We start from the raw sequence: 22,739 nt of genomic DNA on the forward strand, positions 1-22,739 counted from the left end.
CGCGGGGGCCCACCCGGCTACGCCCGGACGAACCGCAGGGTCCGCAGCTCGAACGGGCGCAGGGCCACCTCGACCGCGCCATCGCTCAACTCGGCCTCGGACAGGGTCCGTTCGAGGAGGTCCGTCACCGTGACGCCCGCCGCGGCGAAGCCGGGCGTCACGGTCGCGCGGGCGCGGCCGCCGTGTGCCTCGTGGAAGCGGACCACCACGTCGCCGCTCCCGTCGTCCGCGAGCTTCACCGCCGTCACCACGACCGCGTCGTTGTCGACGGTGACCAGGGGCGCGACCGGGCCCGCCCCGGACAGCGTCCGCTCCGGGAGGTTCACGACGTACCCCTCGCGCACCGCGTCCCCGATGGACGCGCCCGGAACGAGACAGTGGCGGAAGGAGTGCGGGCCCTGGTCGGTCTCCGGGTCCGGGAAGCGGGGGGCGCGCAGCAGCGAGACCCGCAGAGTCGTCGTGGTACCGGAGTCCTCGGGCCGCACGGTACGCGTCACGTCGTGGCCGTACGTCGAGTCCGTCACCAGGGCCACGCCCCAGCCGGGCTCCTCCAGGTGCACGAAGCGGTGGTTGCACGCCTCGAACTTGGCGGACTCCCAGCTCGTGTTGGTGTGCGTGGCCCGGTAGAAGTGGCCGAACTGGGTCTCCGACGCATACCGCTCGGCGTGGACGTCCAGCGGGAAGGCCAGTTTCAGGAACTTCTCCGTCTCGTGCCAGTCCACCTCCGTGAAGATGTCCAGGCCAAAGGCCCCGGGGGCCAGGGTCAGGGTCTGCGTCACCTTCGACGAGCCGAACGACCGCACCACGCGCACCGACGCGCCGTCGCCCGCCGTCACCTCGTCCGCCTCGACGAGGTCGGTCACCGTGTTGCGGTAGAACGCGTCGACGTCCCACGCGTCCCACATGTTCGGGAAGTCGGGGTGGATCTGGAGGAGGTTGGCGAAACGGCCCGGGGCGATCGTCTCCCGGGTGGCCTCGATGTCGTACGCGGAGACGACCAGGCCGCGGCCGTCGATCTCCACCCGCAGGCGTCCGTTGGACAGCACGAAGCCGCCGTCCGGGCGGGCCGACAGGCCGGCGGCCTCGTCGGCCGCCGCGACCGCCGCGCCGCCGGCCGCCACCCCGTGCCGCGCGTGCGGGGCCGCATTGAACACCAGGGGCTCCGTGCCCGCCCCGGCCAGCGCGCGCTGAGCCTTGTCGATGAGGCCGGTCAGCTCGGCCGCGACCGCCGCGTACGTCTTCTCCGCCTCGCGGTGCACCCATGCGATGGATGAGCCGGGCAGGATGTCGTGGAACTGGTGCAGCAGGACCGTCTTCCAGATGCGGTCCAACTCCGCGTACGGATAGGCGAATTCGGGGTTCCGGACGGCCGCCGTCGCCGACCACAGCTCGGCCTCCCGCAGCAGGTGTTCGCTCCTGCGGTTGCCCTGCTTCGTCTTGGCCTGGCTGGTGAGCGTGGCCCGGTGCAGCTCCAGGTACAGCTCGCCCACCCACACCGGCGGGTTCGCGTACTCCGCCTCCGCCTTCGCGAAGAACGCGGCGGGCGTCTCCCAGACCACCTGCGCGCTGCCCTCCAGGTTCCGCAGGCGCGCCGCCTTCGCGATCATCTCCCGGGTGGTGCCGCCGCCCCCGTCGCCCCAGCCGGTCGGCGCGAGCGAGTGCCGGGCGACACCCTTGTCCTTGAAGTTCTTGGCCGCGTGCGCGATCTCGCTGCCCTTCATCGCGCAGTTGTAGGTGTCGACGGGCGGGAAGTGGGTGAAGATCCTCGTCCCGTCGATGCCCTCCCACTGGAAGGTGTGGTGCGGGAACTTGTTGGTCTGGGACCAGGAGATCTTCTGGGTGAGCAGCCACTTGGAGCCGGCCGCCTTGATGATCTGCGGGAGGCCCGCGGCGAAGCCGAAGGTGTCGGGCAGCCACGCCTCGTCGTTCTCCACGCCGAACTCGTCGAGGAAGAACCGCTTGCCGTGGACGAACTGGCGGGCCATCGCCTCCGAGCCCGGCATGTTGGTGTCGGCCTCCACCCACATGCCGCCGGCCGGCACGAACCGGCCGTCGGTCACCGCCTTGACGACCTTCGCCCACACCTCGGGCCGGTGTTCCTTGATCCACGCCCACTGCTGGGCCTGCGACATCGCGAAGACGAACTCGGGCTCGTCGTCCAGGAGCGCCGTCATGTTGGAGGTGGTGCGCGCCACCTTGCGTACGGTCTCGCGCAGCGGCCACAGCCACGCCGAGTCGATGTGGGCGTGGCCGACCGCGCTGATCCGGTGGGCCGACGGCTCGGCGGGCGAGGCGAGGACCCCGGCCAGCTCCGAACGGGCCGCGGCCGCCGTGGCGTTGACGTCCTGGAGATCGAGCGCGTCCAGGGCGCGGTCGACGGCCCGCAGGATGTCCCAGCGCCGCCCCGACTCGACGGGCAGCTCGTGCATGAGCTCGCCCAGCACCTCCAGGTCGATGACCAGACGCCACACCGTCTCGTCGAAGACCGCGAGGTCCATCCGGGTCAGCCTGTACAGCGGGTCGGTGTGCGCGGTCTCGATGTCGCCGAGCGCGGTCGGCACGAAGGGGTGGTAGTCGAGCAGGACGGGGTTGGAGGCGGCCTCGATGTGCAGGCACACCTCTTCGCCGCCGTCGACGGGGGCTCCGATGCGCACCCACTGGTTGCGCGGGTTGAGTCCCTTCACCGGGGTGCCGTCGGGCCGGTACACCAGACCCTCGCACTGGAAGCCCGGCATGTTCTCGTCGAATCCGAGGTCGAGGATGGCCTCGACGCAGCGGCCCGCCCATTCCTGGGGCACCCGTCCCTTCACCCGGAACCAGCTGGTCCCCCATGGTGCGCCCCACAGGTCGCCGACCGCGACCGGCGTCACCTCGGCCGCGAGCCCCTCCTCGACCGCCACAGTTGGGGAGGCCCCAGTCCCCGGCGCCACCCAGACGGCGACGTCCAGCGGCACCGACTCCGGGTACACGGCGGGACGGATGCGTTCGTCCAGAACGCGCTTGAGGCGGGCTTCGACCAATCCGCGGTCGTCATGCATGGGGGTGCTCCGTTTCGGAAGGGGTGGAACTACCGGGTCTTGGCTCTCTCGAAGGTCTTGGCTCTCTCGAAGCATGCCGACTCGGTGCCCGGTTCGGGTACTGGCGGGAGCGTCAGAGGACCTGGTCGGGGGTGACGACGGCGGTGATGCCGCGCGCGGCGAGATGCTCCCGGTCGCCGGCGCGGCTCGTGAGGACGGTGGTGGGGCGGGCCCCGTCGGCGGTGAGCCGGAAGAACGCCTCGAAGACCGGGCCGCCGGGGGCGCACAGGGAACGGAACGCGGGGGCGTCGGGGACCATGAGTGCGGTGGCCCGGGGGGCGGGGGCGTAGGCGCGGGTGCCTTCGCGGAACGCCGCGGCGGTCCGGGAGATCACGCCCGCGGTGTCCTTGGGCCGCCCGTCGTTGGTCAACAGGCCGAGCCCGTATTCGAGTTCGGGGAAGTCGGCGAGGTCGCGCGAGACGTCGTGCGAGCACCACCAGGTGATGCCCCACAGGCCGGGGCAGTCCAGGGCGTTCTCGACGGTCGCCTCGGTGAAGGCCGCGGCATGCGGCGGCGGGACCAGCGGCGCGGGTGCCCCGACCTCCTGGAGCCAGACCGGGCGGTGCGGGTCGGCCGCCCAGGCCTTGGACAGCTCGACCAGGTAGGCGGCGTGGTGCTCGGTCGGCACCGAGAGCCGTCCGTGGAGTTGCGCGGTGCCGTTGAAGACCCAGGAGTGGACGGCGGTGACCGCGCCGCGCCGGGCCGCCTGGGCCGGGGTGAACGGCATGTCGTCCTGGTACCAGCACGCGTCGTACTCCGCGTGCAGGTGGAGCCGTCCGGGCGCGCCCTCCTCGCAGGCCGCCAGCATCCGCTCCAGCCACGCGTCGACCTGCTCGGGAGTGGCCCGGTCGGGGTCGGGGTGGGGGCTCGCGGAGAACTGGTTGATCTCGTTGCCGAGGGTGAGGCCGATGAAGTTGGGCCGGTCGGCGAGGGCGGCGGCCAGGGTGCGCAGATAGGCGGCCTGTCCGTCGACGACGTCCGGGTCGGTGAACAGGTTGCGGCGGTGCCAGGTGCGGGTCCAGGCGGGCAGGAAGTCGAAGCTCGACAGGTGTCCCTGGAGCCCGTCCACGTTGACGTCGAGGCCGCGCTCGGCCGCGGCGTCCGCGAGGTCGAGGAGGTGCTCGACCGCGCGGGGCCTGATCAGGGTGCGGTTGGGCTGGAAGTAGGGCCAGAGCGGGAAGACCCGTATGTGGTCGAGGCCGAGCGCGGCGATCGCGTCGAGGTCGGTCCGCACCGCGTCCGGGTCGTAGTCGAGCCAGTGGTGGAACCAGCCTTGGCTGGGCGTGTAGTTGACGCCGAAGCGCGGGGCTGCCATGGGGTGAGCTCCAAGGTAGTTCTGGCAGGGCAGATCTGGTGGGCGGTGCCGGCGGGCGGTTCCGGCCGGGGGCGCGGGGAGGCTGCTATCCCTTCACCGCGCCCTCGCCGACGCCGCGGAAGAAGAACCGCTGGAGGCAGGCGAACAGCACGATCAGCGGGGCCACGGCGATGATGGTGCCCGCCGCGACGACGCGCTGGTTGTCGGAGAACGTGCCGTGCAGGAAGTTCAGGCCGACGGTGAGCGTGAAGTGTTCGGAGTCGGAGAGCACGATCAGCGGCCACAGGAAGTCGTCCCACGCGCCCATGAAGGAGAAGATCGCGACGACCGCGAGGGTGCCCTTCACCGCGGGCAGCGCGATACGGGTGAAGCGCTGCCAGACGTTGGCGCCGTCGATGACGGCGGCCTCTTCGATCTCGTACGGGAGGTTGTCGAAGGCGTTGCGCATCAGGAGGACGTTCATCGCGCCGATGCAGCCGGGCAGCACCACCGCCACCAGGGTGTTGTTCAGCTCCAGGGAGCGCATCGTCGCGAACTGGGCCAGCATGGTCGCTTCCGTCGGCACCAGGAGGGCGAGGACGAAGACGACGCCGGCGGCGCCCCGGCCCTTGAAGCGGAGCCGGGAGAGCGCGTATCCGGCCATGGCGGCGCCGACGACGTTGGTCGCGACGTTGCTGACGGCCACCTTCAGGGAGTTCAGGACGAAGTCCCAGACGGGGATGATGTCGGCGACGTCGCGGTAGTTCCCGAACGTGGGGTGCGCGGGCAGCAGCCGGGGCGGCGAGGTGTAGATGTCCTCGGTGGTGCCCTTGAGCGAGGTGGACAGCTGCCACAGGAACGGGCCGATCATGATGAGCAGCACGATCACGAGGGCCGCGTAGCGCAGGGCCTTGCGCCAGCGGGGGGCGCGACGGGGTGCGGCGGGATGCCGCGTGGGGGCGGGGTGCTGGGCCACGGCCGTCATCAGTCCTTGTCCTTCCGGTCGGCCCGCAGCACGAGCAGCATCAGGACCAGGGTCAGCAGGAACAGCACGATCGACATGGCGGAGGCGTAGCCGGTGCGGCCCTGGAGCCCGGTGCCGGCCCGCTGGATGAGCATGACGAGGGTGGTGTCGGCACCGCCGGGGCCACCGGTCGGTCCCGCGATCATGAAGACCTCGCTGAAGACCTTGAAGGCGGAGACCGCGGAGAGCGCGCCGACCAGGACCATCGTGGAGCGCACGGAGGGCATGGTGACGGAGACGAAGCGGCGGATCGGTCCGGCGCCGTCGACCTCGGCCGCCTCGTGGAGTTCACGGGGTACGTTCGCGAGTGCGGCCAAGTAAATGATCATGTAGTAGCCGAGGCCCTTCCACACGGTCAGGGCCATCGAACTGAGCAGCAGGAGCCACTGGTTGGACAGGAACGGCACCGGGTCGACGCCCAGCATGTGGAGCACACCGTTGACGAAGCCCCGGTCGTCCAGCATCCACACCCACATCAGGGCGACGACGACCACCGACGCCACGACCGGCGTGTAGTACGCGGACCGGAAGAAGGCGATGCCGGGGATGTGCCGCTGGACCAGGAGCGCGAGGAGCAGCGGCAGCAGGACCAGACACGGCACGACGAGGACCACGTACAGCGCGCTGTTGCGCAGGGCGACCCAGAACTGGTCGTCGTGGACGAGCGCCGTGAAGTTGTCGAAGCCGACGAAGCTGCCGGGGGTGAGGGTGCGGGCGTCGGTGAACGACTTCCACACCGTGGCGAGGAACGGATAGAGGTTGAAGACGAGGGTGATCAGGAGGCCGGGCGCCAGGAAGAGCCAGGGAGTGAGGGCCCGGTGGGTGCGGCCCGCGGGGCGGCCGGCGACGCGGCCCGCGCGGCGGCCGGGGGCGGCGGTGCGCGGGCGGCCCGCGGCCCCCTTGGTGACGGCCGGGGTCGAGGCGCTCACGGGCGAGCCCGCCGGGCCGGGGCCGCGGTGTTCGCCGGGCGGTGGCGCGGGGTGGGTGCGGAGGTGTTCATGTCTCGGTCCACCGGGTCACTTCTGCTGGATCAGCTTGGTCATCTGGTTCGCCGCGCTGTCCAGGGCCTCCTTCGGGGACGCCTTGCCCTGGAGGCACTTGGCTATCTCGTTGCGCAGGATCGTCTTCATCTCGTCGCTGAACAGCACCGGCGTGTAATTGACCGCGGTCGGCAGCATCTTGGCCGAGGCGACCCGGATCCTGCCCTCCTCGGAGCCGTCGGCCTTGGTCCAGTAATCCTTGTCGAGCGAGCCCTTGGTGCTGGGGAAGACGGCGACCTTGTGGCCGAAGTCCTCCTGGTTCTTCTGGTCGGTGACGAAGTGCGCGAAGGCGAGCGCGGTCGCGGCGTTCTTGCTCCGCGAGTTGACCGAGAGGCCCTGCAAGTACATGTTCTGCTTGCCGGTGTTGGTCGGCACGTCGGTGATGCCGAGGTTGCCGTAGAGCGACGGGGCGTTCTTCTTGAACGTGTCGAGGTCGTGGGCGCTGCCCGGGTTCATGGCGACCTCCTGCTGGAGGAACTTCTGCCCGGCCGTCTCGGCGGTGAGCGTCAGGGCCTGCTTGTGCAGCCCGCCCTCCTTGAACATGTTCTGATACTTCGTCAGGAAGTCGACACCCTTGGCGTCGTTGAAGGTGAACTTCGTGCCGTCCTTGCTCATGATGTCGACGCCGTACCGGCCGAAGTCCTCGACGGTCGGCGGCTGCGCGAGGGTCGCCTTGCCCTTCGCCGCCAACTGCCGCGCGTCCGAGAAGAGTTCGTCGAAGGTCTTCGGCGCCTTCTCCGGGTCGAGCCCGGCGTCCTTGAACATCGACTTGTTGTAGAAGAGCGGGCCGGTGTTCAGATACCAGGGCAGCGCGTACGAACCGTCGAGCCCCGGCATGCCGAAGCCCTGCCAGGCCCCGTCCAGGTACTCGGGCTTGAACGCGGCGGCGACCTTGTCCTTGTCGAGGTTGAGCAGGGTGCCGGCCTTCGCGAGCGGATAGGCGAGGTCCGGGGAGAGGTTCACGACATCGGGGAGGGTGCCGGCGGTGGCGTCGGCGCTCAGCTTGTCGGCGTAGTTGTCGGCGGGCTGGTCGACCCACTTCACCGTGGTGCCCGGGTTGGCCTTCTCGAAGTCCTTGATGACGCCTTCGAAGTAGTCCTTGAAGTTGGCCCGGAGGTTCCAGGTCTGGAACTTGATCTCGCCCTCGATCTTCCCGTCGGTGGCCGAGCCCTTGCCGCTCCCGCCGCCACCGCACGCGGTGAGCAGGGTGAGCGAGAGGGCCGCGCCGAGTCCGACGGCCGTCCGGATCGCGACACTGCGATGAATGGACATGAGTGGCTGACTCCTTCGCCTCGTCCCGATGACGTTGCCGCACACCATGCAGCGCGCATTAATTGACCGTCAATACCGAATAAGCGACCCGATTGACTAAACCAGCAGTTCAAGGCAACTAAAAAGGACTAAAGTCCTGAATGTTGCAGGAGAACTTACGCGGTTTAGTGACCTTCAACTAAACCGCGTTACCATCGCCGCATGAGCGAGATCGAAAGCGATGCGCCACCGCCCCGCCGCCCGACGATGAAAGACGTGGCCAGAGAGGCGGGCGTCTCCACGAGCGCGGTCTCCTTCGCCCTCAACAACCGCCCCGGCGTGTCCGATTCGACCCGGCGCCGGGTCATACGGGTCGCCGACCGGCTCGGCTGGCGGCCCAGCTCCGCGGCTCGGGCGCTGTCCGGCGAGAACGCGGGGGCGATCGGGCTCGTCCTCGCCCGCCCGGCGGACAGCCTGGGCGGCGAGTCGTTCTTCCTCCAGCTCGTCTCGGGCATCCAGGCGAGCCTCGCGCCGCGCGACCGGGCGCTGGTGTTCCAGATGGTCGACGACGTCCAGGCGGAGTGCGAGCTGTACCGGCGCTGGTGGGCGGAGGGCCGGGTCGACGGGGTCATCGTCGTCGACCCCCGGGTCTCGGACCCGCGCCCCGAGACCCTGGCGGTACTCGGCCTGCCGGCCGTGGTCATCGGCGGGATGGAGGCGCCGGGGAACCCCGGGGCACCCCAACTCCCGCGCCGGGCAAGGCTGTCCAACATCTGGGCCGACGACTCCGGAGCGATGGACCTGATCGTGCGTCACCTGTACGCGCTCGGGCACCGCCGCATCGGACACATCGCGGGCACGCCGGGCTTCGCCCACACCGCGCGCCGGATCGCCTCGCTGCGGGCGGCGGCGCGGCGGCTCGGCCTGGAACACGCCGTGTCCGTGACGACGGACTTCACGGACCGCCAGGGCGCGAAGGCGGCCCGGAGGCTGTTTTCGGCGCCGGTGCCGCCCACCGCCCTCATCTGCGACAACGAGGTCATGGCGGTGGCGGCGGTCAGCGTCGCGGCGGAGCGGGGGCTTTTGATCCCGCGGGACGTGTCGGTGGTGTCCTGGGAGGACTCCGTCATCTGCCACACGCTGCACCCGCAGTTGACGGCGTTGGTCCGCAAGGCGGACGAGTTCGGGCACCGGGCAGCCGCGCAGCTCCTGGAGCTGCTCGATGGTGGCGCTCCCCGCCAACTCCAGGATCCGCTCCCGCGCCTGCAACCCCGCGAAAGCACGGCCCCGCCCCCGGCCCCATGACCCCGATGGTGCGACGATGCGGGGATGCCCGAGGTCCAAGAGCTGGTCGACGTCGACGATCCGGCCTGGCCGGTCCTTCTTGAGGAGTTGGCCAGTACCAGTGTTCCCGTCAAGGTTCTGCCCGGTGACGCTGCGGTAGGCCGCGCCTCCCTGTGGCAACTGCAGGTCTCCGCCCGGTCGAACCTGGGCGGGATCGTGCTGAACTGCGGCGGTCTGCTCGTGGACGGCGGATGGCTGCGGATCTTCGGCAGTCCCCTTGGCAGCGACGCCGAGGGGCTGCCGAGCCTGGCCGAGGTCAACGCGATGCCCTCGACGTTCGATCCGGCATGGCGGCCGGGGGCGGGACTTGTGGTCGCGCACGATGCGCTGGGCGGGGTCTTTGCCCTCAACGGGGGCAACCCCCGTGCGGCCGGTCGGCCCGGCGAGCCGGGCGAGGTCGTCTACTTCGCCCCCGACGCCCTCGGGTGGACACCTCTGGGCGCCGGCCACTCGGCCTGGCTGTCCTGGATCCTCGCGGGAGGCCTCCATGAGTTCTACGGGGACCTGCGGTGGGACGGATGGCGCACCGACGTCTCCGTGCTGACCGGGCGGCAGGGGCTGTCGTTCTTCCCGCCGCTGTGGTCGGCCGAGGCCCGCCGGGACCTTCTGGCGGCCGGCCGTCGTGCGGTCCCCATGGCGCAACTCCTGGCCCTGAGCCGTGACTCGTGCCTGCAGTTCGACGGCGCCGACCCCGGCTTCCTCGGCGCCGCATGAACCAGGGCCCGTCGGGCGGATCTTGTGGCCGCGTAACGTGCGGGCATGGCACCCTCACTTGATCGCCACCCGTTGCAGGCCGATGAGCGCACCGCGCTCATCGGCTGGCTGGACCTCCAGCGGCAGATCCTGCGATGGAAGTGCGACGGTCTGAGCGAGGCCGACGCGCACCGTTCCGTAATCCCGACCTCGCCGGCGACGACGATGGCCGGGCTGATCAGCCACATGCGGTGGGTCGAGCACACCTGGTTGGAGGTGGTTTTCCTCGGCGGCGACAAGACACAGAACCCGTCCTTCGACCGGACGGTCGAGGGCGCCGACTGGCGGGCCGACGGCGTTCCGCTGACGCAGCTGCTCGTGCGGTACGAGACCCAGTGTGCCCGCAGTAACGAGATCGTGGCCGCGGCTTCCCTGGACGACGTTGGCCGCCACCCCGACTTCCGCGACGCCGGCGCCAACCTCCGCTGGATACTCATCCACCTCGTCGAGGAGACCGGGCGGCATGCGGGACACGCGGACATCGTGCGGGAGCTGCTCGACGGGGTGAAGGGGTACTACTAGACCGCCCCGGCAGACTGCGACCGGAGCCGAAGCCTGGTGGAGACGACGGTGCCGGTGCCGTGGAAGACGTAGGCGCGCTCATCCGTTTCACTCTCCGTACTCCTTGAGGAATTCATCTCCCAGATCCCCAAGCGCCCCCGGCAGCTCCCCCACGTGCAGCACCCCGAGCCGCTGCGTCGCCCGCGTCAGCGCGACGTACAGGTCGCTGACCCCGTACTCCCCCGGCTCGACCACCAGCACCGTGTCGAATTCCAGGCCCTTCGCCTGACGCGGGTCGAGGAGCACGACCCCGCTCGTCAGGTCCGGCGTGGCACCGGACGACGCGTCGGGCAGGGCCGCCAGAAGCGCCGGGTGCAGATGCCCCGGGGCGATCACCGCGAGCCGGCCCGCGCCCGCACCTACGCCCCGCTCCGCATCCACCGCACGAGCCACCGCCCCCGCGAGCGCGTCGCCCTCGACGCGCCGGGCCCAGGGACGTACGCCCGTGGACCGCACGGAACGCGGCGGCACGAACGACGGGTCCGCCGCACGGCACACCTCCGCCGCGACCTCCATGATCTCGGCGGGCGTACGGTAGTTGACGCCGAGCCGCACATGCTCCCAGCCGTCCTCTGCGACGTACGGCGCGAGGATCCGCTCCCACGAGCCCACGCCCGCCGCGTCCGCGGTCTGCGCCGGGTCGCCGACGAGGGTCATCGAACGGGTCGGGCAGCGCCGCATGAGCAGCCGCCAGGCCATCGCCGAGAGCTCCTGCGCCTCGTCGACGATGACGTGCCCGAACGCCCAGGTCCGGTCGGCCGCGGCCCGCTCTGCCGCGCTGCGGTGGTCTGCCTCCTCGTGCCGCTCGGCCATCCGCTCGGCGTCGATGATGTTGTGCGCCGCGAGCACCTCGGACTCCTCGTCCTCGAACTCGTACGTCTCCGAACCGGCCGAGAGGTCGAGGACGCCCTGCGCGTAGGCGATCCGCTCCTGGCGTTCGGCCTCGGCGGCGGCCCGCGCCGCGCTGTCGTCCTCGCCGAGCAGTTCCGCCGCCTCGTCGAGCAGCGGCACGTCGCCCGGCGTCCAGACGCCGTCCTCGCGCCGGATCAACTTGGCTTCTTCGTCAGGGAGATGGACCGGCTCCGCGAGGAAGTCCGACACGAGCTCCTGGGGCGTCAGCGTCGGCCAGAACTCGGCGATCGCCGCGTGCACCTCCTGGCTCGTCGCAATCTCCTTGCCCATCTGCGCCGCGTCGTCGGGACCGAGCAGGTTCGGCCCGCCGAACGGGTCGGCGCCGATGCGCTCCACGAGCTGCGCGGTGAGCGCGTCGATGATGTGGAAGGCGAAGTGCGGCCGGGCCAGGTTGTGCGGGAGCCCGCTCTCGCGCGCCTTCCACCGGGCGTCCTCCGCCATCGCCCGGTCGAGCTGGAGCGTGCCGTATCCGTCGTGCGGGATGTCGACGGCCCGCTCGGGCACGGTCTGGCGGTCGCGCACCGCGGCCGCGAGCACGTCGGCCATCGCGGCGCGGCCCTTGATCTCGGCCGCCTCGGGGGTGTCGGTGCCGGTCGCGCGCACGCCGGGGAAGAGTTCGGACAGGGTCGAAAGGAGCACCCCGGTCTCGCCGAGCGAGGGCAGGACGTCGCCGATGTAGCCGAGGAAGGCCGGGTTGGGCCCGACGACGAGCACGGCCCTGCGGGCCAGCAATTCCCGGTGCTCGTACAGGAGATAGGCCGCTCGGTGCAGGGCGACGACGGTCTTACCGGTGCCGGGGCCGCCCTCGACGACGAGGACCCCGCGGTGCGGGGCGCGGATGATGCGGTCCTGCTCCGCCTGGATGGTCCGGACGATGTCGTGCATCCGTCCGGTGCGGGCGGCATCGAGCGCTGCGAGCAGCACCTCGTCGGCGCTGGCGCCCTCGTGGCCGGTGCGCTCGGCGTCGGTCAGGTCGAGCAGTTCGTCGTGGAGCGCGGTGACGGTACGGCCCTCGGTGGTGATGTGCCGGCGGCGGCGCAGCCCCATCGGGGAATAGCCGGTGGCGAGATAGAAGGGGCGGGCGACTTCGGCGCGCCAGTCGATGACGACAGGGGTGCGTTCCCGGTCGTCCCTGCGGATTCCGATGCGTCCGACGTGATGGGCCGTGCCGTCCCGGAAATCGAGCTTTCCGAAGCACAGCCCGTTCTCGCCGGCGTTGAGGGCGCCGAGCAGCCCGGACTGTTCGGCGACCAGCACATCACGCTCGAGGCGCGCCTGGAGACCCGTCCCGGCCTGCGCCAATGCCGACCGCGCGGCGGCCTCGGCCTGGTCGCGCAGCTCATCGAGGCGGGCGTAGAGACCGGTGATGAATTGCTGTTCCTTCCGGAATTCCTCGGTTGACAATTCCACTCCTGACGCGATACAGTGCCTACATAGAACTTCTTCGTGACTTTGTTATGCCAAAGACACGAAACATCCAATATACGCAAGGCAATGCCCCGGATGTCAATTCATCCGGGGCATTTTCTTTGCCGCTTCCACGGGGGCCGGCCCCGCGCGGATGCCGCTCGGATCACGTCGTCGAGCTGCCGCTCAGATCACGTCGTCGAGCTCCTGCGCCAGCCGGCGCTTGGGTCGCGCGCCGACCATCGACTTCACCGGTGTCCCGTCGACGAAGACCATCAGAGTGGGCATCGACAGGACGCCGTACTTCGTCGCCGTCTCCGGGTTCGTGTCCACATCGATCTGGACGATCCTGAGCCGGGCCGCCTCCTCGGCCGCCAGCGCACCGAGCACGGGTGCGAGCTGCCGGCACGGCCCGCACCAGTCGGCCGTGAACTCCACCAGGACCGGAAGAGCCGCCCCCAGCACCTCGTCGGCGAACGTCCGGTCCGTGACCTCGTCCACACCTGCCGCCTTGATCATCGCGTCATCCTCTCGCTCACCCTTCGGCTCACCCGGTCACTCCGGGCTCAACTCGCAGCGCGGCTCCGGACCGCCCGGGACCTCCGCCGTCGCCATCACCTCGGCCCGCGCCATCACCTCGGCCCGCGCCAACTCCGCCCCGACCTGGGCGCGTACGGAACCGAGCTCGTCGATCAGCGCGTCGAGCTCGGCCAGCTTGCGGCGGTACACGGCGAGCGACGCGGGACAGGTGTCCCCCGCCGAGTGGCCGGCCCGCAGGCAGTCCACGAACGGACGGGTCTCCTCCAGGTCGAACCCGAAGTCCTGCAGCGTTTTGATCTGCCGGAGCAGCCTCAGGTCGTCCTCGTCGTACGTCCGGTAGCCGTTGCCCGTGCGTCGCGCGGCCAGCAGGCCGCGCGACTCGTAGTACCGAAGCGTGCGGGTGGTCGTCCCGGCCCGCGCCGCGAGCTCTCCGATGCGCATGACAAGGACGGTAATCGTTGACGCCGACGTCAAGGCAAGGAGCCGGGGCGAAGGGCCGGGGCAAGGAGCCGGGGCGCGGGGGATCCGGCGCGGTGGGCGGGCGGGGTCAGACCGGGAGGCTCTCGCGCTCCTCGACGCTCTCGCTCGGCCGCTCGTCCCCCTTGTCGCGACGCGGCAGGAGCACGGCGACCAGCACGGTTCCGACGCCCAGGATCACCGCGCCGACGAGGCTGGTGCGGGCGACCGCGTCCGAGAAGGCGGAGCCGACCGCGTGGCTCATCTGCTGGGCGCCGGCGGCGAGTTGCTCGGCCTGGGCCTTGAGCTGGGCGGCCTGCTGCGGGGTGCCCGCGTGCAGCGCCTGCGCGCCGAGCTGCCTGGCCTGGTCGCCGATGCCCTGGGCCACCGCGTATCCGGCGCCGACCGAGTCCTGGGCGGTGGCGAGGGCGGATGCGGGCAGCTTCGTGCCGGCGGTCGCGTCCGCGAGGTGCGAGGAGTACGACTTGGCGAGCACCGAGCCGAGGATGGCGATGCCCAGCGAGCCGCCGAGTTCGAGCGAGGTGTCGTTGACGGCGCCGCCGACGCCGAGTTCGGCCTCGGGGAAGGCGCCCATGATGGCGTCGGTGCAGGGCGACAGGGCGAGTCCGATCGCGACACCGAGGATGATCAGCGGGGCGAGGAAGTCACCGTAGCCGGAGCCGGAGTCGACCTGGGTGAGCAGCGCGAGCGCGACGGTTCCGGCGACCATGCCGGCGGTGACCGTGACCTTCATGCCGAGCCGCGGGGTGAGGAACCCGGTGAGCGCGGAGCCGACGAAGACCGCGCCGGCCAGCGGCAGCATGCGCACGCCGGTCTCCAGCGGGGTGTAGCCGAGCACGAACTGGAGGTGCTGGGTGAGGTAGTAGAACGCGCCGAAGACCGCGAGGAAGAACAGCGCGACGGCGAGCAGCGAGCCGGAGAACATGCGGTGCGCGAAGCGGCGCACGTTCAGGACGGGCCGGGGGTGGCGCAGCTCCCACAGCACGAAGACCACGAAGCCGAGCCCGGCGACGACGGCGGCGCCGATCGCCTTGGCGTCCCAGCCGAAGTGCGGACCCTGAATGATCATGTAGACGAGCGCACCGACGGAGACCACCGAGAGCAGTCCGCCCACGTAGTCGATGCGGTCGTGGTGCGCGGCCCTCGACGGCGGTACGAGGACGAACGCGCCGACGACGGCGAGCAGCGCGACCGGCACGTTGATGAGGAATGTCGAGGCCCACCCGTGGTTCTCCAGGAGCGCGCCGGCGACCAGGGGGCCCGCGGCGATGGCGATTCCGGCGGTGGCGGTCCACAGCAGGATCGCCTTGGCGCGTTCGGCGCGCGGGAACGTCGAGGCGAGCAGCGACAGGGTCGCGGGCATGATCAGAGCGGCGCCGACGCCCATGACCGCGCGGGAGGCGATGACGCCCGTGGAGCTCTCGACGAGCGAGCCGGCCACGGAGGCGCCCGCGAAGACGAGGAGCCCGAGCACGAGCGCGCCCCGGCGGCTGTACTTGTCGCCTATCGCGCCGAGCAGCAGCATCAGCGCGGCGTACGGCACGGTGTAGCCGTCGATGACCCACTGGAGGTCGGAGCTGCTGAGCCCGAGGTCCTTGGTCATGTCGGGCGCGGCAACGGTGAGGGCGGTGTTCGCCATCACGATGATCAGCAGGCTGAGGCACAGCACGAGCAGTGCCCACCAGCGCCGCCGGTAGGGCGCCTCCATCGTTTCGACGGGCTCCTTGATGACGAGACCCACGATGTCTCACCCTTCCTCGGTCTTGCTGTTCCCCGCTCGGGGAAGATCCACTTGCACATCGCTGTGCAATTACACAGTGCTGTGCAATTTACGCCGCTGCACGACGCTGTGCAAAATGGGGCCGTGACTGCTACCCCTGCCGCCCCCTCGGGGGGCCGCGCCGACGCGAATCGCCGCCGCATCATGGAGGTGGCCTTCGCCGAGCTGGTGCGCGACCCGGACGCGTCGATGGACCACATCGCGCGGGCGGCGGGCGTGGTGCGGCGCACGGTGTACGGGCACTTCCCGAGCCGGGACGCGCTGATCGCGGCGCTGGTGGACGAGGCGGCGGAGACCGTCGCGGACGCGCACCGCGAGGGCCGCGAGGGCGTCGCCGACCCGGCCGAGGCGCTCGCCCGCGCGACCCTCGCGGTCTGGGAGATCGCCGACCGATACCGGCTCCTGGTGGCCCTGGCCCAGCGCAGCGTCACCATGGCGGGCATCAAGCAGCGCCTCGCCCCGGTCCGCAAGGAGTGCGTGGACCTGCTCCAACTCGGCCTGCGCGAGGGCGTGTTCGCCTCACCGCTGGCCCCGGCGGCCCTCGCCTACGTACACGAGCAGTCCCTGTTCGGCCTCATGGAGGCGGTGAACGAGGGGGCGCTGCCCGCCTCGGAGGCCGGCCGCGCGGCGGCGACGACGCTCCTGCTCTCGGCGGGGGTGCCGGCGCGGCGCGCGGCCGATGTGGTGGCGGCGGCGCTCACCCGGTAACCGCGCCGGGCCCCGCCGGAGTTGGGGGCTGCTGGGCGTCGGCGGCATCGGCGAGGGCCTGGGCGAGTTCGCGGGGACGGGTGGCCATCGGCCAGTGGCCCGAGTCGAGGTCCACGTACGAGACACGGACGGCGCGCGCGAGTTCCGGGCTCTCGCCGCCGGCGATCCACTCCTTCGCCTGGGCGGGGGTGAACTCCGGGCACACCACCACGACGGGGACCTCGAAGCGGCGCTCGTCGCCGAGACGTACGACCCCTCTGGCGACGGCCTCGGGTACCGGGATCGCGGCGGACGCGATGCGGTCCCGGGCCGCCCGGTCCAGGTCGGCGGCGTCCGGCCCCTCGAAGGGAGCCCAGCCGGGGAAGGGCATGAGGCCGCCCTCGATCGCGAAGAAGTCGGCGTAGGCCCGCCCGTCGGGGGCGGGGAAGCCGCCGACCAGGGCGACCCCTGCGACCTCGTCCGGTCGCGCGTCGGCGGCGAGCCAGGCCAGGCTCGCCGCGGCGGAGTGCCCCACCACCAGGGGCCTCCCGGCCGCGCCGTCGATGGCGGCGAGCACGGCCGCCAGCTGGTCGTCGAGGGTCGCGGAGGCATTGCCGTCGCCCTGTCCGGGCAGCGAGAGGGACACCGGCCGGTGGCCGAGCGCGGCGAGTTCCGGCACGACGTCGTCCCACGCGGATCCGTCGAGCCACAGGCCGGCGATGAGCAGGATGTCCATGATGGGTCCCTCCGGATACGGAAGTTGAAGCACGCTGGGCGGGACGCTATCGGGAGCCTCCGACAGGAGAGTTCCACGACTGCGTTCGCGGGGCCGGCCCCGGGCCCGTCGCCGGACGCGCCCCGGCCCCGAGGGCACGGCTCCCGCGTCTTTCAGGCTCCAGTGAATCTGTAGCGCGCGCACAGCCCGTGGGGCCAGAGTGACGGCACGTCAATTGCTCTTCCCCTCACGGAGGTTCAGGATGCGCCGTCGTACCACCACTCTGGGCATGACCGCCGCCGCGGCGCTCACCCTCGCCGCTCTGGCCACCGCCCCGGCCCAGGCCGCCCCGGCCGACAAGGCGCAGGTGCTCTCCTCCTTCACGCAGACCAGCGCGAGCAGCTCGAACGCGTTCCAGGCCGCCCGCGCCAACCAGGCCCACTGGTCGGCGTACGGCTTCGACTGGTCGACGGACTACTGTTCCAAGTCCCCCGACAACCCCTTCGGCTTCCCCTTCAAGGCCTCCTGCGCCCGCCACGACTTCGGCTACCGCAACTACAAGGCGGCGGGCCAGTTCCCGGCCAACAAGCCCCGCATCGACAGCGCCCTGTACGAGGACCTCAAGCGCGTCTGTGCGGCGTACAGCGGCGCGACGAAGACCTCGTGCGACGCGACGGCGTGGACGTACTACCAGGCAGTGAAGGCCCTGGGCAACTGACCCGACCCCGACCCCGGGTTCGCCCCGGGGTCGGTGGCTGTGCCAGCATCCAGCCCTACGCCAAGGGTCGGAGGTCGGCCCCGGCCTCCGACCCCACCCACTGGGCGCGCAGGCCGGCGGCCCGGGACTTCTGGACAGGCCCCCTGCCGCACTGCCGTCACGAAGCCCGACACGCGTTCACACAGGAAATTACCTCGCCCCGGCCTGGCGCATGAGTTCGGCTGCTTCTGCGCGGTCCTGCAAGTACGGTGCGAGCAGGCGTAGGTGGTGTGCCTGCGATTCCAGGGATTTATCGTCCGTCAGGAAGGCGAGTGCAGCGCGGACCGCTGTCCCGAACTCCGTGTGGACGCTGCCTTTGCGCTTGCCCATCTTCCGCCTCCTGGTCGATTCGGTGGGGCTGCGTCAGGGCCCGCCCTTGGCTGGGACGACGAGCGTCCCGTCGAGGTCGGCGTCCTGAGCATGGCAGGGCACCCATACGAGGGGCGGTCCGCGTACACGTCCGGCCCCCGGCAGCCGCCCCGGTTCGCCAGCGCTCGGCCGGGGCGACAGCATGGGCACCGTGACGCACGTACCGCATGACGCGCCCGAGCCCTGCCCCGCGCCCGAGCCCGACGGCGCCCCCTTGCCCGCCTGGCGGCGGGTCACCCGGGGGGAGCCGCGGTGGGCCTCCGCGGTGGCCGTGCTCGTTGCCGTCGCCCTGCAATGGACGCTGCCCGCCCGGCTGACCGTCCACCCCGGGTGGCTCCTGCCCGCTCTGGAGGTCGCGCTCATGGCCGCCCTGATCGCGGCCAACCCCGTGCGGGTCGAGCACACCTCACCGCTCTACCGGCCTGCCGGGCTCGTGCTGATCGCCTGCATCAGCGCCGCCAACGGCTGGTCGGCGGTGCGGCTCGTGGTCGGGCTCGTACGGGGGCAGGAAGGGCACGATGCCGCCGCCCTGCTGGTGACGGGCGGCGGCATCTGGCTGACCAACGTGATCGTGTTCGCGCTCTGGTACTGGGAGTGGGACCGCGGCGGCCCGCTCGCCCGGATGCGGGCGGACCGCGCCTACCCCGACTTCCTCTTCCCGCAGATGCAGAGCCCCGAACTCGCCCCGCCCCACTGGGAGCCGGCGTTCCCGGACTATCTGTACCTGTCGTTCACCAACGCCACCGCGTTCAGCCCGACGGACGTGATGCCGCTGAACCGGTGGGCGAAAATGCTGATGATGCTCCAGTCGGCGGTCTCGCTCCTCACGGTGCTGCTCGTCGTCGCACGCGCCGTCAACATTCTCAACTAGCGGCGCTGGAAGCCGACTTCGCCTCCACGCGCGGCTCCGGCACCTCGGGCTCACCCTCCCCCACCGTCAGCATCCGCTCGTCGAACGGGAGCCGGCCCGCCAGGACCTCCCCGACCCGGGCCTTGTCGATCTCCTTCGTCCAGGTGCCGACGAGCACGCACGCGACCGCGTTGCCCGCGAAGTTGGTCAGCGCCCGCGCCTCGCTCATGAAGCGGTCGATGCCGACGATCAGGCCCACGCCGTCGACGAGTTCGGGGCGGTGCGACTGGAGGCCGCCCGCCAGGGTGGCGAGACCCGCGCCGGTGACGCCCGCCGCGCCCTTCGAGGCGATGATCATGAACAGGAGCAGGGAGATCTGCTCGCTCGCGCCCAGCGGCTTGCCCATGGCGTTCGCGATGAACAGCGAGGACATCGTCAGATAGATCGCGGTGCCGTCGAGGTTGAAGGAGTAGCCCGTCGGCACCGTGATGCCGGCCACCGAGCGGCTCACCCCCAGGTGCTCCATCTTCGCGATCAGCCGCGGCAGCGCCGACTCCGACGAGGACGTGGACAGGATCAGCAGGAACTCCCTGGCCAGGTACTTCAGGAGGCTGAAGATGTTGACGCCGGTCAGCAGTTTCAGGATCGCGCCGAGCACGACGAAGACGAACAGCGCACAGGTGACGTAGAAGCCGATCATGATGACCGCCAGGGCCTTCAGGGCGTCCACGCCGGTCTCGCCGACCACGCCCGCGATCGCGCCGAACGCGCCGATGGGCGCCGCCCACATCACCATCGCCAGGATGCGGAAGACGAGCCGCTGGATGTGCTCGACGCCGCGCAGCACCGGCTGCCCGGCCGAGCCGAGGGCCTGGAGGGCGAACCCGGCGAGCAGGGCGATCAGGAGGGTCTGGAGGACCTGGCCCTCGGTGAACGCGGACACCATGGTCTTCGGGATGATCGAGAGCAGGAAGTCCGCGGTCGATTCGCTGGTGCCCGCGGCCTGCTTGGCGCCGGCGTGCCGGACGGCCTCGGTCAGATGGAGGCCGGAGCCGGGCTCCAGGATGTTGCCGACGACCAGGCCGATGGCGAGGGCGACGGTCGACATGACGAGGAAGTAGCCGAGCGCGAGGCCGCCCACGGCGCCGACCTTCGCGGCCTTGCGGACCGAGCCGACGCCGAGCACGATCGTGCAGAAGATGATGGGCGAGATCATCATCTTGATCAGGTTCACGAACCCGGTGCCGATCGGCTTCAGCTGGACGGCGACCCCCGGCGCCGCGAAGCCCACGACGATGCCGAGCACCACCGCGCCGATCACGGCCAGATAGAGGTAGTGGGTCCGTTCCCTGCGGGCGGTGGCGGCTGGCTCTGCCACGGGGTTCCTCCTCGATGTGCGGCTGCGGCCATGTCCCGATGGCCGATTCGGCGATCCCCGCGACTATCCAGCAGGCTGTGACGCCGGTCACCCTTACGTGCATTTCGTTCATACGGATCCAGCCAGCACACTGACCGGATGCGTCTTCCCCGACCCCGCTCGCTCGCCGGCCAGCTCTTCGCCATGCAGGTGGTCCTGGTCGCCGCGATCGTGGCGGGGTGCGCGCTCTTCTCCTACGTCACCGACCGCCGCCAGGCCGAGGAGACCGCGCGGCGCCAGGCGATCGCGACCGCGACGTCGGTGGCCGCCTCGCCCGCGGTGATCGCCGCGGCCCGCACCAAGGACCCCACCACCGCCCTCCAGCCGTACGCGGAGACCCTGCGCACCACGACCGGCGTCGACTTCGTCGTGGTGATGGCTCCGGACGGCACCCGCTGGACGCACCCCGTGCCGGGCGAGATCGGCAGGACGTATCTGGGGGACATCGGCCCCGCGCTGCGCGGGCGGACGTTCGCGGAGACGCACATGGGGGTGCTCGGGCCTTCCGTACGGGTCGTGGCGCCGGTCCGCGATCCCGATGATCATGGCCGGATCACCGCGCTCGTCAGCGCGGGCATCACCATCGACCGGATCAGCGAGCAGGTGCACAAGCAGCTGGCCGCGCTCGCCGCCATGGCGGGCGGCGCGCTCGCGCTCGGGGGGCTCGGCACCTACGTGATCAACGCGCGCCTGCGCCGCCACACCCACGGCATGAACGCCGCCGAACTGAGCCGCATGCACGACTATCACCAGGCCGCCCTGCACGCCGTGCGCGAAGGCCTGCTCATGCTCGACGGGGAGCGGCGCATCGCCCTGATCAACGACGGGGGGCGCGAGCTGCTGGGGCTCGGCGAGGACGCGGTGGGCCGCCCGGTGGCCGGGCTCGGCCTGCCCGCCTCGCTCTCCGGGGCGCTGCTCTCCGTCGAGCCCCGAGTGGACGAGGTGCACATGACGGCCGACCGGATCGTGGTCCTCAACAGCCGGCCGGTGTCGTCCGGCGGCCGGCGCGGCACCGTGGTGACGCTGCGCGATCACACCGAACTCCAGGCGCTGTCGGGTGAGCTGGACTCCGAGCGCGGGTTCACCCAGGCTCTGCGCGCCCAGGCGCACGAGGCCGCGAACCGGCTGCACACCGTGGTCTCGCTCATCGAGCTCGGCCGCGTCGGGGAGGCCGTCGAGTTCGCGACCGCCGAGCTGGAGCTGGCCCAGGCGCTCACCGACCAGGTGGTCACGGCGGTCGGCGAGCCGGTGCTCGCCGCGCTGCTGCTCGGCAAGGCGGCGCAGGCCAACGAGCACGGCGTGGAGCTGGTGCTCACCGAGGGCAGCGCGATCGGCGACGGCCTGCTGCCGGCCACGCTGCCGGCCCGCGATCTGGTCACCGTCCTCGGCAACCTGCTCGACAACGCGGTGGACGCGGCCCAGGGCAGCGCCGCCGCCGAGGTCGCCGTCACCCTCACCGCCGAGGACGGCGACCTCGTGGTGCGGGTCGCGGACAGCGGGCCGGGCATCGGTCCGGGCGCCGCCGAGGCCGTGTTCGAGCGCGGGTGGTCGACGAAGAGCCCGGGGCGCGGCCTCGGCCTCGCGCTCGTCCGCCTCACGGCCGCACGCCACGGCGGCACCATCGCGCTCGGCCAAGGCCCTTACGGAGGAGCCGAGTTCACCGTACGGCTGCCGCTGGAGCAGGGAGTGCGCGCATGATCAGGGTGCTGGTCGTGGAGGACGATCCCGTCGCCGCCGAGGCGCACCGGCTCTACGTCGGCCGGGTGCCGGGCTTCACCGCGGTGGCGGTCGCCCACTCGCGGGCCGAGGCGCTGCGGGCCCTGGAGCGGACCGGGGTGGACCTGCTCCTGCTCGATCTGTACCTGCCGGACGGGCACGGGCTCCAGCTCGTACGGTCGCTGCGCGCGGCCGGGCACGGCGCGGATGTGGTGGCCGTGACCTCGGCCCGGGATCTGGCGATGGTGCGCGAGGGCGTCTCGCTCGGGGTCGTGCAGTACGTGCTGAAGCCGTTCACCTTCCCCACGCTGCGCGACCGGCTCGTGCGGTACGCCGAGTTCCGGGCGACGGCCGGAGAGGCGAGCGGGCAGGAGGAGGTGGACCGGGCGCTCGCCGCGCTGCGCGCCCCGCAGCCGTCCGCGCTCCCCAAGGGGCTGAGTGCGCCCACGCTGCGGGCCGTCACGCGCACGCTGCGGGAGGCGCCGCAGGGCGTGACTGCGGCGGAGGCCGGGCTCGCGGTGGGCATCTCGCGGATCACCGCACGCCGCTATCTGGAGCACCTGGTCACCTCCGCCCGCGCCGAGCGCACCCCGCAGTACGGTCAGATCGGGCGCCCGGAGTTGCAGTACCGCTGGCTCAACTCGCCCGGCGGTCACGGCAGTTGAGGGCTGCGCGGCCGGCTCGCGGCGGGGTTGACCCCGGCACCGGGCGCCCTTACGTTCACCGGGCAGCCACGTGCGGCCGTGCCCATGGCCGCGCGCCCGGCCC

Annotated in this window: 19 protein-coding genes; 8 read left to right on the plus strand and 11 right to left on the minus strand. The window is 71.3% G+C overall.

Going from position 1 to position 22,739, the window contains the following annotated elements; all coding sequences use genetic code 11:
- Positions 1-17 precede the first annotated feature (17 nt).
- From OG432_RS08720 to OG432_RS08740, 5 genes are all read right to left on the minus strand, one after another.
- Positions 18-3,038 carry an alpha-mannosidase gene (locus OG432_RS08720; protein ID WP_328309415.1) on the minus strand — a complete coding sequence of 1,007 codons (3,021 nt, stop codon included), beginning with the start codon at positions 3,036-3,038 and terminating at the stop codon, positions 18-20.
- Positions 3,039-3,150: 112 nt separating this feature from the next.
- On the minus strand, positions 3,151-4,392 hold the full coding sequence (locus OG432_RS08725; protein ID WP_328309417.1) for a glycoside hydrolase 5 family protein: 1,242 nt from the start codon (positions 4,390-4,392) through the stop codon (positions 3,151-3,153).
- Between the two features lie 85 nt (positions 4,393-4,477).
- Complete coding sequence (locus OG432_RS08730; protein ID WP_328309419.1) at positions 4,478-5,356, minus strand: carbohydrate ABC transporter permease; 879 nt, start codon at positions 5,354-5,356, stop codon at positions 4,478-4,480.
- Positions 5,356-6,324: a carbohydrate ABC transporter permease gene (locus OG432_RS08735; RefSeq protein WP_328309421.1), complete on the minus strand. Its 969-nt coding sequence runs from the start codon at positions 6,322-6,324 to the stop codon at positions 5,356-5,358. Before OG432_RS08735 ends, OG432_RS08730 begins: the two co-directional genes overlap by 1 nt.
- An 87-nt stretch (positions 6,325-6,411) precedes the next feature.
- Positions 6,412-7,707: an ABC transporter substrate-binding protein gene (locus OG432_RS08740; protein ID WP_328309423.1), complete on the minus strand. Its 1,296-nt coding sequence runs from the start codon at positions 7,705-7,707 to the stop codon at positions 6,412-6,414.
- A gap of 210 nt (positions 7,708-7,917) precedes the next feature.
- Between OG432_RS08740 and OG432_RS08745 the strand changes: the two genes are divergently transcribed.
- The 3 genes from OG432_RS08745 to OG432_RS08755 are packed head-to-tail and all read left to right on the plus strand — an operon-like array spanning position 7,918 to position 10,305.
- The gene (locus tag OG432_RS08745) at positions 7,918-8,991 is read left to right on the plus strand and encodes a LacI family DNA-binding transcriptional regulator (protein ID WP_443058561.1); all 1,074 of its coding nucleotides are present in this window, start codon (positions 7,918-7,920) and stop codon (positions 8,989-8,991) included.
- A gap of 24 nt (positions 8,992-9,015) precedes the next feature.
- Positions 9,016-9,744 (plus strand): DUF2625 family protein, encoded by a 729-nt coding sequence (locus tag OG432_RS08750; protein WP_328309427.1) that lies wholly within the window; start codon positions 9,016-9,018, stop codon positions 9,742-9,744.
- 45 nt (positions 9,745-9,789) lie between these two features.
- The gene (locus OG432_RS08755; RefSeq protein WP_328309429.1) at positions 9,790-10,305 is read left to right on the plus strand and encodes a DinB family protein; all 516 of its coding nucleotides are present in this window, start codon (positions 9,790-9,792) and stop codon (positions 10,303-10,305) included.
- Positions 10,306-10,392: 87 nt separating this feature from the next.
- Here OG432_RS08755 and OG432_RS08760 read toward each other — a convergent pair whose 3' ends face one another.
- From OG432_RS08760 to OG432_RS08775, 4 genes are all read right to left on the minus strand, one after another.
- Positions 10,393-12,660, minus strand: a complete 2,268-nt coding sequence (locus OG432_RS08760) for a HelD family protein (RefSeq protein ID WP_328309431.1) — start codon at positions 12,658-12,660, stop codon at positions 10,393-10,395.
- A 189-nt stretch (positions 12,661-12,849) separates the two neighbouring features.
- Entirely contained in the window at positions 12,850-13,182 is a 333-nt protein-coding gene (trxA, locus tag OG432_RS08765) for a thioredoxin (RefSeq protein ID WP_328309433.1), read from the minus strand.
- A gap of 36 nt (positions 13,183-13,218) precedes the next feature.
- Entirely contained in the window at positions 13,219-13,644 is a 426-nt protein-coding gene (locus OG432_RS08770; protein ID WP_328309435.1) for a MerR family transcriptional regulator, read from the minus strand.
- A 106-nt stretch (positions 13,645-13,750) separates the two neighbouring features.
- Positions 13,751-15,421 (minus strand): MFS transporter, encoded by a 1,671-nt coding sequence (locus OG432_RS08775; RefSeq protein WP_328309437.1) that lies wholly within the window; start codon positions 15,419-15,421, stop codon positions 13,751-13,753.
- A 183-nt stretch (positions 15,422-15,604) separates the two neighbouring features.
- Between OG432_RS08775 and OG432_RS08780 the strand changes: the two genes are divergently transcribed.
- The gene (locus OG432_RS08780) at positions 15,605-16,168 is read left to right on the plus strand and encodes a TetR/AcrR family transcriptional regulator (protein WP_328315044.1); all 564 of its coding nucleotides are present in this window, start codon (positions 15,605-15,607) and stop codon (positions 16,166-16,168) included.
- Here OG432_RS08780 and OG432_RS08785 read toward each other — a convergent pair.
- Positions 16,158-16,883, minus strand: a complete 726-nt coding sequence (locus OG432_RS08785) for an alpha/beta fold hydrolase (protein WP_328309438.1) — start codon at positions 16,881-16,883, stop codon at positions 16,158-16,160. The genes OG432_RS08780 and OG432_RS08785 overlap by 11 nt on opposite strands.
- Positions 16,884-17,124: 241 nt before the next feature.
- On the opposite strand from OG432_RS08785, the gene OG432_RS08790 reads away from it, so the two are divergent.
- Together OG432_RS08790 and OG432_RS08795 are read left to right on the plus strand one after the other, a co-directional pair.
- Entirely contained in the window at positions 17,125-17,580 is a 456-nt protein-coding gene (locus OG432_RS08790) for a phospholipase (RefSeq protein WP_328309439.1), read from the plus strand.
- Positions 17,581-18,130: 550 nt separating this feature from the next.
- Complete coding sequence (locus OG432_RS08795) at positions 18,131-18,859, plus strand: hypothetical protein (protein WP_443058353.1); 729 nt, start codon at positions 18,131-18,133, stop codon at positions 18,857-18,859.
- Here the strand turns inward: OG432_RS08795 and OG432_RS08800 are convergent.
- Positions 18,852-20,216, minus strand: coding sequence for a cation:dicarboxylate symporter family transporter (locus OG432_RS08800; RefSeq protein WP_328309443.1), 1,365 nt, complete (start codon positions 20,214-20,216; stop codon positions 18,852-18,854). The two genes, OG432_RS08795 and OG432_RS08800, sit on opposite strands and share 8 nt — an antisense overlap.
- A gap of 138 nt (positions 20,217-20,354) precedes the next feature.
- Between OG432_RS08800 and OG432_RS08805 the strand changes: the two genes are divergently transcribed.
- Positions 20,355-21,953: a sensor histidine kinase gene (locus OG432_RS08805; protein ID WP_328309445.1), complete on the plus strand. Its 1,599-nt coding sequence runs from the start codon at positions 20,355-20,357 to the stop codon at positions 21,951-21,953.
- Positions 21,950-22,636, plus strand: a complete 687-nt coding sequence (locus OG432_RS08810) for a response regulator (RefSeq protein ID WP_328309447.1) — start codon at positions 21,950-21,952, stop codon at positions 22,634-22,636. Before OG432_RS08805 ends, OG432_RS08810 begins: the two co-directional genes overlap by 4 nt.
- The last annotated feature ends 103 nt before the right edge of the window (positions 22,637-22,739 follow it).

It is taken from the genome of Streptomyces sp. NBC_00442, assembly GCF_036014195.1.
Lineage (GTDB): Bacteria > Actinomycetota > Actinomycetes > Streptomycetales > Streptomycetaceae > Streptomyces.